General features: G+C 73.5%; 8 protein-coding genes. 7 read left to right on the top strand and 1 reads right to left on the bottom strand.

All coding sequences use genetic code 11. The annotated features are described in order from the left end of the window. The first annotated feature begins 136 nt into the window (after nucleotides 1-136). A complete protein-coding gene (locus KME66_RS17545) occupies nucleotides 137-556 on the top strand; it encodes a hypothetical protein (protein WP_253208376.1) in 420 nt (139 codons plus the stop codon). A gap of 99 nt (nucleotides 557-655) precedes the next feature. Here the strand turns inward: KME66_RS17545 and KME66_RS17540 are convergent, their stop codons facing one another. Continuing rightward, nucleotides 656-3,721 (bottom strand): BTAD domain-containing putative transcriptional regulator, encoded by a 3,066-nt coding sequence (locus tag KME66_RS17540; protein WP_253208375.1) that lies wholly within the window; start codon nucleotides 3,719-3,721, stop codon nucleotides 656-658. Between the two features lie 433 nt (nucleotides 3,722-4,154). On the opposite strand from KME66_RS17540, the gene KME66_RS17535 reads away from it, so the two are divergent. The 6 genes from KME66_RS17535 (at nucleotide 4,155) to KME66_RS17510 (ending at nucleotide 12,571) form a co-directional block, all read left to right on the top strand. Further along, nucleotides 4,155-6,032: a lysyl oxidase family protein gene (locus KME66_RS17535; protein WP_216323593.1), complete on the top strand. Its 1,878-nt coding sequence runs from the start codon at nucleotides 4,155-4,157 to the stop codon at nucleotides 6,030-6,032. 429 nt (nucleotides 6,033-6,461) lie between these two features. Continuing rightward, on the top strand, nucleotides 6,462-7,172 hold the full coding sequence (locus KME66_RS17530) for a Crp/Fnr family transcriptional regulator (protein WP_216323590.1): 711 nt from the start codon (nucleotides 6,462-6,464) through the stop codon (nucleotides 7,170-7,172). Nucleotides 7,173-7,346: 174 nt separating this feature from the next. After that, complete coding sequence (locus tag KME66_RS17525) at nucleotides 7,347-8,171, top strand: hypothetical protein (protein WP_253208374.1); 825 nt, start codon at nucleotides 7,347-7,349, stop codon at nucleotides 8,169-8,171. Between the two features lie 2 nt (nucleotides 8,172-8,173). Beyond that, nucleotides 8,174-10,876 carry a hypothetical protein gene (locus tag KME66_RS17520; protein ID WP_216323584.1) on the top strand — a complete coding sequence of 901 codons (2,703 nt, stop codon included), beginning with the start codon at nucleotides 8,174-8,176 and terminating at the stop codon, nucleotides 10,874-10,876. After that, the gene (locus KME66_RS17515; protein ID WP_216323581.1) at nucleotides 10,869-12,023 is read left to right on the top strand and encodes a hypothetical protein; all 1,155 of its coding nucleotides are present in this window, start codon (nucleotides 10,869-10,871) and stop codon (nucleotides 12,021-12,023) included. Before KME66_RS17520 ends, KME66_RS17515 begins: the two co-directional genes overlap by 8 nt. Beyond that, on the top strand, nucleotides 12,020-12,571 hold the full coding sequence (locus tag KME66_RS17510) for a Pycsar system effector family protein (protein ID WP_073222687.1): 552 nt from the start codon (nucleotides 12,020-12,022) through the stop codon (nucleotides 12,569-12,571). The genes KME66_RS17515 and KME66_RS17510 overlap by 4 nt, the downstream gene beginning before the upstream one ends. Nucleotides 12,572-12,691: the final 120 nt, after the last annotated feature.

The following is a 12,691-nucleotide window of genomic DNA, read 5'->3' as shown; positions in this document are numbered from 1 at the left end:
CGTCCGGCGCGCGGGGGGCGGTAGCGGAAGTGGAACGACCGGGGAGCAGCGCCCGCGAGAGTCATTCCCGTCAGCAGGAACGTCCCGGCAAGACCACTCCAGAAGGCGGTAGACCATGCGGAACTCGGTGTCGACAATGGTGGGAATTCTGACGGCCGCCGTGCTGACGGCCGGAGGTGCCGCCGCTACCGCGGTGGCGGCGGACGACGCTCCTTCCGCCCGGTCGGCCACCGTACGCTCCGCGGTCCTCGGCGGATCGGACACCGGCGAAGGCCCCAACCTCATGGCCGCCCGGCCCGACACCGGCGAGGGCCCGAACATCGTGACCGCATCCGCCGACACCGGCGAAGGCCCGAACATCGTGACCGCGCCCGCCGACACCGGCGAAGGCCCGAACATCGTGACCGCATCCGCCGACACCGGCGAAGGCCCCAACCTCATGGCCGCGCCCGCCGACACCGGCGAAGGCCCCAACACCGCGACCGCCCGCCCCGACACCGGCGAGGGCCCCAACCTCGCCCCCGCCTCCGGCGGCGAAGGCCCGAACGTGGCCTGAACGTGGCCGGAAGGACTCACCGCGCTCTCGTCGCCCCCCTGGCGTCGAGAGCGCTCTCATGTCTGCCGGAGAACTCCGCGTCGGCATCACGCGTACACGTCACACCGCCCGAGGCGTCGGGATTCCCATGGCGTCGAAGGCCGCACGGGCCGACTCCCGCAGCTCCGAGGCCTCTTCCTGCCCGCCCAGCCGCTCCAGCGCGTCGGCCATGCCGGCCAGCGCGCGGGCCTCCTCGACCCGGTAGCCGATGCGCGAGGCCGCGTCACGGGCCCGCGCGTGGAGTTCGAAGGCCGCTGCGTACCGGCCGTTGCGCGTGTGGAACCGGCCGATGATGTTGCCGACGGCGGCCTCGCGCATGGGGACACCGCTGAGGTCGCCCAGGCCCAGCGCCGACTCCCCCCACTCCTCGGCCTGGGCGCTCTCGCCGAGCCGGTCGGCGACTTCGGCGGACAGGGCGAGGACCAGCGACAGGTCGGCGGGCGACATGGTCTCCCCCGCCAGCTTGCGGGCGCGGGCCAGGAGCTCCGAGGCCGCGGCGATCTCTCCCAGACCGATCCTCGCCACGGCCAGATCGGTCAGCCCCTCGACCTCCTTGTCGACCGAGCCGATGGAGCGGGACAGGGCGACGGACCGGGTGGCCGCCTCCACCGCCTCCGGGTAGCGTCCCCATTCCGCGTACAGGCTGCTGAGGTTGGTCAGGGACTCGGCCTCGGCACGCTCCGCGCCCAGCTGCCGCTTGATCTCGATGGACTGCCGCAGCCGCGGCAGCGCCTCGTCGTACCGCCCCAGGGTGCTGAGCAGCAGCCCCAGGACACCGGTGTCCTTCGCCTCGCCGCGCCGGTCGTCGAGGCCGATGGCCAGGGCGAGGGCCTCTTCCGACATCGCGATGCCCTCGGTGAGGCGCCCGAGCTTCCAGCAGGCCACGGCGAGGTTGGAGAGGCTGAGCCGGAGCAGCGCGTCGTCGCCGAGCCGGCGGGAGGCGGCCACCGCGACGCGGGTCAGCTCCCTGAACTCCTCCAGGCGCCCGCGCAGATCGAGCGGGAAGACCACGTTGGCGGCCAGCAGCCCCACGTGCCGGTCCATCTCCCAGCGGTAGGCCAGGGACACGGCGGCGAGCAGCGAGTCCTGTTCGCGCTCCAGCCAGTCGCGGGCCTGCTCGACGGTCTCCAGCGGCGGCAGCTCGGCCGACCGCGTCGGGGGCCCGGCGCGGCCGACCCGGACCCGGCCGGGAAACAGCAGGTCGCAGGCCGCGTCGGTGGCGTCCAGGGCGAAGTCGAGCAGCCGGGCCACGGCGCGCTTGATCTCGTCGTCCCCGTCGGCCGTGGGGCGCGGCTCCGCACCGGCCTCCGGCGGCCGCAGGGCACCGCCGCGCGAGAGGTTCTGCGCGAAGCTGCGGACGAGGTCGTGGAAGGCGTAGCGACCGGTCTCGTGCTGCTGGAGCAGGTGCATGTCGAGGAGGTACTCCAGGACGTCCTCCGCCTCCCGGGAACCGGTCCCGAGCAGGGCTCCGGCGGCGTAGGTGTTGATCTCGGACCCCGGGTACTGGCCGAGGAGCCGGAACGCCTCGCGGGTCTCGGCGGCCAGGCCCTCGTAGGAGAGCCGCAGCGTCACCTCGACGCTGCGTTCCCCCGAGTTGAGTTCGGCCAGCCGGTGGGCGTCGTCCCGGAGCCGGTCGACCAGGTAACGGACGGTCCAGCGGGGCCGCTTGCGCAACCGGGCGGCCGCGATCCGCAGGGCGAGCGGAAGGTGGCCGCAGAGTTCCGTGAGCTGGGCGACGGCCTCCGGTTCGTTCTCCGCCCGCGTCCGGCCGAGTACACCCTCGACGAGCGCGACACTGTCGCCCGGCGGCATGACCCCCAGGGACACCGTGTGGGCCGCGTCCAGGTCCATGAGCGGCACACGGCTCGTGACCAGGACCAGTGTCTCGGTGGGGGAGGTGAGGAGCGGCCTGACCTGCGCATCGTCCAGGGCGTTGTCGAGCAGCAGGATCATCCGGTGGGTGCTCATCGTGCGCCGCCACAGGGCGATGCGGCCCTCGGCGTCGTCCGGGATGCGGTCGCCGGGCACACCGAGCATGCGCAGGAGGGACTCGGCCGCCGCACCGGGACTCAGCGGCCGGCCGTCGGGGGTGAAACCGCGGAGGTCGATGTAGAGCTGGGCGTCGGGGTAGTCCTCCGTGAGCCGGTGTGCCGCGCGCACGGCCAGTGAGGTCTTGCCGCTTCCGCCCATGCCGTCGATAGCGACGATCAGCGGTCCGGACCCCGGGGCCTCCTCCACGAACCCGAGCAGTTCGCTGACCTCCGCCTCCCGTCCGGTGAAGTCGCGCAGATCGTAGGGGAGGGTGGAGGGCTTGCCCTCCGGGGTGAACGTAGCTTCCGTGGCGGGCAGTTGAGGAGCAGCGAGTTCCGGGCTGTTGCGGAGCACCGCGTTGTGCAGCTCCGCGAGCGCGTCGCCGGGGCCGATGCCGAGTTCGTCGATCAAATAGTCGCGGACTTTCGCGAACTCCTCCAGCGCGTCGGCCTGTCGACCGGAACGGAAGAGCGCGAGCATGAGCTGGCCACGCAGTGTTTCCCGCAGCGGATGCGCATCGATGAATTCTCGTAATTCCCCGATGATCTCGCTGCTTTCACCGTTCGCGAGCCGCAGGTCGAAAAGCTGCTCAACGGCGGTGAGGCGGCGTTCTTCCAGGGCGGCGGAGGCGGCGGACAGAACCGATCCGCCGGTGCCCGCGAGCAAAGGCCCCCGCCACAGTGCCAGCGCCTCGCGAAGTGTCGTCATGGCGTGGGTGCTTTGCCCGGCGGCAGCGGCTTCTCTGGCCTGTTTTAATCCCTCGGTGAATCGGGAGAGATCGACCTGCTCCGGCGTGGTGAGGGCCCGATAGCCGGGCCCCTCGGTGACGATCAGATCCCGTCCGCCGGGAATGCGCTGGCGTAGCTCCGCGACGGCCTTGCGCACCTGATGGGCGGCGGTGGCGGGGGCGTTCTCGTCCCAGGCGGCTTCCACCAGCCGAAAGACCGGGAGGACGCGGTGGGGTTCCAGCAGGAGCGTGACCAGAACCTTTTCGTGGACCGGTCCGCCGACCCGGATTCGGTCGTTGCCGTCCCAGCATTCGAACGAGCCCAGGATCCGGAACTGCACTCTGCTGTTCTCCGCGATGTCATTCACGATGCTTCCTCCTCCGGCGGCCACGGATGGGGTTTCCGCCACCACCCACGCATAGCCGACGCTCCGCGTTCCTGCCGTCCAGATGAGTCTGTGACAGCCATCTCACCAGTGCTGCGTATCGGGCGGCAAGACGGCCCCGGAACGTATCGCTCCCTGGAACACCGCCCTGACAAGATTGATTAGCCGCCGCGCCGGGACCCGGTTCCGCCGCGCGCCCGAACGGGCCGTCGGACGGCCCGGAATGTGCCCGAGCGGTCGGTGGCCGCGGGCTCGCCTTTCGGACAACCCTGCGCCATTCGGGGGACCGCAGACAACCCGGGGCCGGGGGACCGGCTCTCACAGGCCGGACACAGCGTCGCCACAGGTGAGTTGCGCTGGGGCCGTGCTGCCCGTCCACGTTCCATCACGCACTCGGAAACCGGAAGTACGAGGAATGATGACCAGATCCCCGCAGGGCCGCCCCGGCCGTCTCGCCCGCCCCTCGCTCGCCGTTGCCGCGGCCGTCGCCCTGACGGCGGGTGTCGTGGCCGCCGCGCCCGACGCCAGGACGGCGGAGCCGTCGCCGAAGCTCAGCCTGATCGCCGCCACCACCTCGGTGACGCTCGACTCGTGGAAGGACGATCCCGGTGTCTACCTCGACCTCGGGACCTATCTGACCTCGGAGAACGGCGCCTTCGAGCTCAAGGTGACCCGTAAGTCGTACAAGGATCCGGTCGTCGCCACGCAGGTGCTCCGCAACGGCAGGAAGACCACGGCCAGGGCACTTCCCGCCGGGCTCGTGAAGGACTTCTCCGGGCTGCCGGGCTTCGCGCGGATCACCGTCACCGACGCCGCCGGCAGGACCGTGCTGAAGCGGACCGAGGACTTCTGCCCCAACAACGCCTCCGGGCGGATCCGGCCGGACGCACCCGCCAACTCGACGTATCCGCAGAGCTGCCCGGTGAACCCGTTCACCCTCGGCTCGGTGTGGGGCGTCGAGAACGGCTGGGCGTCCAACACCTACGCCGGGTACTACGCCAAGCCGGTCCAGCTCGCGGCCGGGACCTACACCGCCACGATCTCGGTGACGAAGACGTACCGCGACCTCTTCGGCATCGCGAACAAACCGCAGACCGTCAAGGTCACGGTGCGCGAACGCAGTTGGGAAGAGGACCAGGAGTCGGCACCCGCCGCCCGGAGCGCGGCTCCCCGGTCCGCCGCCGGGCGGCAGGGATACGACCGGCACGCGGTCCAGCACGGGCATGAGGGACACGGACAGGCCCCCGACGCGCCCGCCGCCCCCTCCGGGCACACACCGGCCGCCCCCTCCGGGCACACACCGTCCGCCCCCTCCGGGCACACCGCGGCCTCCGCCCATGCCGCGCACGGTGCTCCCGCCCGGCCCGAGGCCCCCGCCGCCCCGACCACCGGCGCCGCCCCCACCTTCAACATCGGGCACGGGCCCTACCCGCCGGCGCCGCCCGCACTGCCCTGGGCACTGAAGAAGGCGTCCCTCAAGCGGCAGGCCTTCTCCGCCGCCGAGGCCGGCGACCGGCCCGGACAGACGGACGGTTCGCGGCAGGCGCCCGCGGCCCGGCCCAACGCCGAGCGGCCCACCGGCAGGGCCACCGTGCCCGACGTGCCCAAGCCGGACCTGCGCTCGCTGCCCGCCTACGGCATCACCGTCAGCGACGGCTACGAGGACATCCCCGGCAAGGACTACCTCGCCTTCAGCGCCAACGTGTGGAACGCGGGCCCGGCCAAGCTCGTCGTGGACGGTTTCCGCACCCCGGGCAAGGAACTGATGGACGCCTACCAGTACTTCTACGACGCCCGGGGCAAGCAGGTCGGGTACACCCCGACCGGCACCATGGAGTGGGACCCGCGCCCCGGCCACGAGCACTGGCACTTCACGGACTTCGCCAGCTACCGGCTGCTGAAGGCCGACAAGAAGGAGTCGGTGCGCAGCGGCAAGGAGGCGTTCTGCCTGGCCAACACCGACGCCGTCGACTACACGGTGAAGAACGCCAACTGGCATCCGGACAACACCGACCTGTCCACCGCGTGCGGCCAGGAGAACTCGATCTCCGTCCGCGAGGTGCTCGACGTCGGCTCCGGTGACACCTACACCCAGGACCTGCCCGGCCAGTCCTTCGACATCACGGACCTGCCGAACGGCACGTACTACATCCAGGTCCTCGCCAACCCGGAGAACCGGCTCAAGGAGACCGACCACACGAACAACAGCGCCCTGCGCAAGGTCGTCCTGGGCGGCAAGAAGGGCGCCCGGACCGTGCAGGTCCCCGCCCACCACCTGGTGGACGCCAACTGACCCTCCCGGCACGAGCGCCGCTCCACGCGGCGGCGCACCTTCCGCCGGCCCCGGGGAGGCCTGTCGCCCGCCTCCCCGGGGCCGGTCGCATGCGGGGGGCCAAACCCGAGTTCTCGCCAAGTCGCCCGTGCACCCGTAACCCCGGCGCCGTATCGGCGTGACGGCGCGGCCGTGGCCCCTCCGCGCCGGGACTCCCCCGGTCAGCGGCCCGGCCGAGGGAGGAGACGGGGACGCCGCGCCGCGGAGGGCTTCCTTCCTCCATGCCCGTACGGGGATGGGGTGTACGGCCGCCACCGCCACGACCAGGCCATGCATCGGTTACCTATGCGTAGCGCACAGGTGGCGCGATCCACGCCCCTCCAGGGGCGGTTCTGGAACCATCTACGCCAACGAGATCGGGCCATACATACCGCCGCGGGGGGAGTGGCCATGGGGCTGCTCGGCGATGAGCTGGCGTTCGGGCGGGCGCTGACCGCCCCGGAGTACGAGAGCGTCATAGCCCTGGGACACCGCAAGCAGTACCCGGCCGACGCCCCGCTCCTGACCGAGGGCGACCGGACCGGCCATGTGGTCATCATGAACCGCGGCTGGGCGACCGTCTCCCGCACGACCGACCGGGGCACCACCCGGCTGATACTGGGGCTTCGCGGTCCGGGCGAACTGCTGGGGGAAATGGCCGCGTTGGACAACCATCCGCGCAGTGCCACGGTCCGGGCCCTGGGGACCGTCGAGGCGACCGTCATCGGCGGCGACGCGTTCCGCCGCTTCCTCGCCACCCACCCCCGGGTCAGCGGGCTGGTGATCCGCCAGCTGACCTTCCGGCTGCGCAGCGCCGACCAGGAGCGCTCCGCCCTCGCCTCGCTGACCGTCCTCCAGCGGCTGGCGAGCCGGCTCACCGAACTCTCCGGGGCCACGGCCCCGGGCCCCTACGCGCCGCCCGTACCGGGTACCGGGCACCACGGCGTCGTCGTCCACCTCGCCCAGGACGAACTGGCCGCCACCGTCGGCGCGACCCGGGAGGCGGTCGCCAAGGCACTGCGCCTGCTGCGCGCCCAGAACATCGTGCGCACCGGTACCCGCATGGTGGAGATCCTCGACCCCGAACTGCTCGCCCTCCTCGCGGAGGGACATCGGGAGTAGAAGCTCTGCCCCGCCGTGTGTAAACGGCTACAGACGGCCTACGTCCCGGGCCGGAAGCTGTACGGGACGGCAAGCGGAGAGAGAGCGGGGCACGGGGTGGAACACGGGGCGCAACACAGGGCGGCACACGAGGCGTTCGGTGCCGACGAGGCACGCTACGAGTTGGTCATCAGCGTGGACGCCAGGCGTTCCGGGCAGTACAACGACGCGGAGAAGCCGCGGATGCGGCAGCGGATCTACCGGGTCCTGGAGTCCGCGCTCGCCCAGTCCGGGGTGGCCCGGGACGCCGTCCACAGGGAGGACCGCGGGGACGGCGTGCTGATGTCGGTCCCGGGCCGGATCCCGGTGTCGCGGCTGCTCGGCCTCTGGACGGTGGAGGTCCACGAGAACCTCCGGGAGGAGAACGGCTCCCTGCTCGTACCGCTCGGGCTGCGGGTGGCGATGCACGTCGGCCCCGTACGGCACGACAGCCGGGGCATCAGCGGGCGCGCGGTCGACCTGACGTGCCGTCTCGCCGACTCCTCCGTCGCCCGGGAGCTCCTGGACCGCGAGCGGGCGGATCTGGTCCTCGCCGTCTCCGACTCCCTCTACGCCGATGTGGTGCAGGCCGGGGGCAAGTTCATCGATCCCGCCCGCTTCGCCCCGGCGCGGCTCGCCCTCAAGGAAGGCGCCGTCACCGCCTGGTTCCACCTGCCGGGACGGCCCGCGCCGGACACCGGGGCGCTCGGTCCGCGGGAGGCGGGGGGCGACGACGCGCCGGGGGCGGCCGGGGCCGGCGGTGCGGCGGAGGCGGCCGTGCCCTCGGCGCAGCGCCCGCGCGGGGACGTGGACGGCGGGGACTCGGACGGCGGTGACGTCGAGGACCGCGAGGACGGCGAGGACGGCGGCGGGTCCGTCCGGTACACCGCGCGGGGCGACCTCTCCGTGCACCGGCACAACGTCTACCAGCAGCCCGTGCACATCGGCCGCGTCACCGGCACCGACAAGGGGAAGGACTGAGCATGGCCGACGAAGCAGTGGCCGACGGCCCCGCCGAGCCCGTACGCGTCCAGGCCAGGGACGACCGCTCGCCCGACGCCCCGGCGCGCGGAGGGGCACGGAAGGACGACCGGTCCAAGGACGCCCCGGACGGTCCCGACGCACCCGACTCCGCCGACGACGAGGGCGCCGAGCGGGAGAAGGAGCGCGAGCGCGCCGCCGACCGCTTCAAGGAACTGACCCGCGACCCGCTCGCCGACGAGGAGGGCGAGAAGGAGCCGACCGACCTCGCCGCCGCCGCGCGCGCCCGACGGGCCGGGCAGAAACTCCTCACCAGCGGACGGGACTTCACCAGCTTCGACCGCTCGCGCATCGGACACGCCCACGTCGGGGACATCAACGTCACGCTCGACGCCCGGCGTTCCGGGCTCACGATGCGCGACGGCCCGGTTCCCGAGGAGGAGTTGCGGCGACTGCGGCGGGCCCACATCGAGCCGGCGGGGTACGTACGGCTGCGCCGGGCGCTGGAATCGCGGCGCCTGCTGGTGCTCGGCGGCGCCCCCGGCACGGGCCGGACCAGCACCGCCCTCGCGCTCCTGGAGGAGGTCACCCGGAACGGCGAGGGCGCGGGGAGCAGCGAGCGGGTGCGCCGCGCCGCCCCGGAGGAAGGGGTCCGCACCCTGGTCGGCGAGGTGTCCGCCGGGGAGGGCGGACACCGGCGCGGTACCGGGTATCTGCTGGAGCCCGCGCTCGACCGGCCGGGCACACTGCCGCCCGACGAGACGGACCTGGACCAGCTGGCCTCGGCGCTGGCCGCACGGGGCTCGTACGCGGTCGTCGTGGTGAGCGTCGGCTCGGCGGCGAACCCGCTGCTGGCCGGGCGGTACGGGGCGATCTGCCCGCCCGCCCCCACCCGTGATCTGGTCGCCGTCCGGCTGCGGGAGCGGCTGGAGGAGGAACACGGCGACACGGGACGGCACGGGGGCCACAGCGGCGGCGGGGACCGGGACGGGGCCCGGTTCCCGCACCGGGACGGGAGCCGGGACGAACGCGAGGGCCGGACCGGGGACGCGGGCCGGGACGAACGCGAGGGCGGGACCGGGGACGCGGGCCGGACCGGGGACGCGGGCGAGGACCGGGGCGGAGGCGCAGGCCGGACCGGGGGCGCAGGCCGGGACGGGGACCCCCGCGAGGACCGGGGCGGGGCGTTCTCGCGGCTTTCGGCGCGGGCTGCCGAGCTCCAGGAGGATCCCGAGGTCACCGAGGCGGTGGGGCTCGACGACCTGCGCCCCGCCGAGGCCGAGGTGTTCGCCTCGCTGCTGGCCGGGCACCTCCTGGGCACCGTCGACCGCGAGGAGTTGCTGTCCGGATGCCGCGGGCTCGCGGCCGTGCAGGCGTACGAGTGGTTCGCCGGGGTGGACCGGGCCCTGGCCGCCCCGCCCCCCGGCGACGGCCGGACGCCCGTGCGCTCCGGTGTCGCCGCGCTGTTCCACCCGGTCGCGTTCCGGATCGCGCTCGCGGTGCTCGGCGGGGCGTCGCACAGCGCGGTGTCCGCCGCCGCCCATCTGCTGACCTGGGAACTGTCCGTACAGAGCGATCCGGACAACACCCCGGCGCGTCCTCTGTTCTGCGACGACCCGGAATCCGACCTGGCGCTCTCGCGCGCCCGGCAGGTCGACGGCACCGTCGACGTGGCGGGCACCGAGGTGAAGGGGCGGCTGGTCTACTACCGGGGAGCCGCACTGCCCGCCGCCGTGCTGGCCGAGGTCTGGGACCGGCACTTCCCGGTCCGGCTTCCGGTCGTCCGCTGGCTGCGGCTGCTCGCCGACGATCCCCGGCCGGATGTGTCGATGCGGGCCGCGGTGGCCGCCGGAGAGCTGTCCGTACGGGACTTCGAGCACGGGTACGGCGAGCTGGTCCGGCCGCTCGCCGAGGCGCCCACACAGCGCCGCAGGGTGTTCGCAGCCGCCGCGCTGGACCAGGCAGCCGGGCACGCCTCGCACCGCAAGGCGGTGCGCAAGGTGGTCGACGACTGGTCGCGGTACGGCTCGGTCCCGCTGCGCTGGACGGCGGCGATGGCGCTCGGCTACGGGCGGTCCGCCGACTCGACGGACGAGACCCTGGACACGCTGGCCCGGATCGGGATCCACGACGACGGCGAGCTGCTGGCCGTGGCCTCGCTGAACGTGGTCCGGCTGCTGCTGCTCCCGGAGTGCCCCGTCGTCCTGGGGCGGCTGGCCGACTGGACCGGGCATCGCGGCGAGGAGTACCAGGACCTCGCCCTGGCGACCATCGTCCGGCTGGCACTGATCGACGTGGACGACGTCCTCGACGAGGACCCCGGCACCCCGCTGGCCGACCGGGGCGACTGGCCGCTGCTGCTCGCCCTGGCCGCGACCCGGCCCGAACTGATCGGGCGGCTGGCCGACCTGTTCTGGACCGCGCTGAACACCGCACGGTCCCAGGGCGTGGCGCTCGACGCCCTGGAGCACATGCTGCGCTCCGCGACACGCAGGGACGGCCGCGCCTGGACGCGGCCGGGACTGGCCGCGCTGCTGCCCGCACTGATCGCCGAGGAACGCGACCAGCGGCGGCTGGACTGGCTGCTGCGCCGAATGATGAGAGATCAGGACCGCCCGCTCTCCGCCGGAACGGCCCGCGACCTGTGGCGGCTCGCGGTGCCCGGACGGCAGCGGCGGCCCGACGAGGAGGAGAGTCATGGCTGAGGAGTACGGTCCGGGCGCAGGCGGCACGGCCGGGGACGACCCGTCGGCGGGACCGAGGCCCGCGGGCCCGTTCCTGCGGGAGTACCAGCCGACGGGCCCGTTCCGGCAGGGCGGCGCGCGCACCACGTCGGTGCTGTTCTACCGGCGGGGCCACAGCGTGGCGGGCGTCTCCGGGATCACCCATCACGACAAACCGCCGCTGGCCCGGCCGCACACCATCTGCGAGATCGCCGCCGGCACCTACGTCACCACGCTGCGGATGGAACTGCCGGCCGCCGGCGGGGCGACGTTCTTCAAGGCGGAGGTGGACATCCACTGGACCGTCGAGGACCCGCACCTGGTGGCGGTGGAGGTGGTCACCGACATCGCCGAGCGGCTCACCGCGCCGACCCTGGAGCGGCTCCGGGACATCTCCGCGCAGTACCCGGTGCACCAGGCGGAGCAGGCCAACACCGCCATCACCCGGACCTGCGTCTCCGGCCGGTGGAACGACCTCGGCGCGGACCTCGGGCTGCGGGTGCGGCTGTACGTACGGCTGCGGGTGGACGACCGGACGATCGGCCACACGGAGGCCGTCCGGGAGGAGGCGTCCGGGGCCGAGCTGAACATGATCCGCCAGCAGCGCTACCTGACGATGCTGCGCGGCGGTGAGCTGGAGCAGCTCAGCCACATGCTGGCCGCGGACCCCGAGGCCGCCAACAGCTTCCTGGAGCAGATCCGCCAGGAGGGCCGGCAGGACGAGAAGGACCGCGTCGACCGGCTCTTCGACCTGGTCGCCAGCGGCCAGATCCCCTCCAGCGAGATGGACGCGCAGGCGCTCGCCTATCTCAACCGCGAACGCCTCAGCATCCAGGGCCCCGTGGGCGGGCGGCCCGCCCGCAGGACGCCGCGGGAGCTGGAGCCCGCCCGCGACGAGCCGTTCAGCCCCGACTGGGTGTCGGACGAGCCTCCGGTGCGGCGGCCCCGGCCCGACCGGGACCGGCGCCGGGACCAGGACCGGGACCAGGACTGGGACCGGGACTGGGACCGGGACCGGGACGAGAGCCGCGACCGGGACTGGGACCGGCGCCGGGACCGGGACTCCGGCCCCGCGCCACGCGCCCGCGCCCGTGACGACGGCTGGGGCTGGGCGGAGGACGAGGGGTGAGCGCCGACGGCGGTACACAGACCTCCCCCGCCCCGACCGCGCCGGTGCCGGACGGGGGTCAGCACGGGCCGGACGGGGCGGGGGAACGCATCGCGGAACGGCTCCTGGTGACGGTCCGGGAGGACCTGGGCAGGGCCGACTCCAAGGCGGCGGTGCTGCTTTCGGGGGCGCTCGCCCTGCCCGCCTTCCTCATCGGGCGGCACGGCTCCCCGGGCTGGCAGGGCCCCGGCGACCTGGCGCTGGTGGCCGCCGGGCTGCTGTGGGTGATCGCCGTGGCCGCCCTGGTCCGCACGCTCATGCCGCGTACGGGCACGGTCCGCGACCGGGCGGGGGTGACGTATTTCGGGGACCTGCTGGGCCCGTACGACCACGACGTGCTGACCGCCCGGATCGACGAGGCGGGCCGCGATCCGGTCGGCTGGCTGCTCGTCCAGGCCGTGGACGTCAGCGCCATCCTGTCCGCGAAGTACCGGGCGATCCGCTGGGCGGTCGCCACGCTCGCCCCGTCGGCCGCGCTGGCTCTCGCCTGGAGCCTGGCCGCGCGCTGACCGGACCCGCGGAGGTGCTCCCCGTCCAGAGGCGCACCACCGGCGACCACGAAGAGTAATCGAACGCACACTCCATGCTTCACCCTCACGGCACCACGCAGACACACGACACACCAGACA

Source organism: Streptomyces sp. YPW6, assembly GCF_018866325.1.
Classification (GTDB): Bacteria; Actinomycetota; Actinomycetes; order Streptomycetales; family Streptomycetaceae; genus Streptomyces.
Note: the sequence above shows the minus strand (reverse complement) of the source record. Positions and strands in the feature narration are given on the sequence as shown.

What these genes read in the sequence shown, in the direction of transcription:
- KME66_RS17515 (WP_216323581.1), top strand. Translation starts at nt 10,869, where the DNA reads ATGGCTGAGGAGTACGGTCCGGGCGCAGGCGGCACGGCCGGGGACGAC.
- KME66_RS17520 (WP_216323584.1), top strand. Translation starts at nt 8,174, where the DNA reads ATGGCCGACGAAGCAGTGGCCGACGGCCCCGCCGAGCCCGTACGCGTC.
- KME66_RS17530 (WP_216323590.1), top strand. Translation starts at nt 6,462, where the DNA reads ATGGGGCTGCTCGGCGATGAGCTGGCGTTCGGGCGGGCGCTGACCGCC.
- KME66_RS17545 (WP_253208376.1), top strand. Translation starts at nt 137, where the DNA reads ATGGTGGGAATTCTGACGGCCGCCGTGCTGACGGCCGGAGGTGCCGCC.
- KME66_RS17535 (WP_216323593.1), top strand. Translation starts at nt 4,155, where the DNA reads ATGATGACCAGATCCCCGCAGGGCCGCCCCGGCCGTCTCGCCCGCCCC.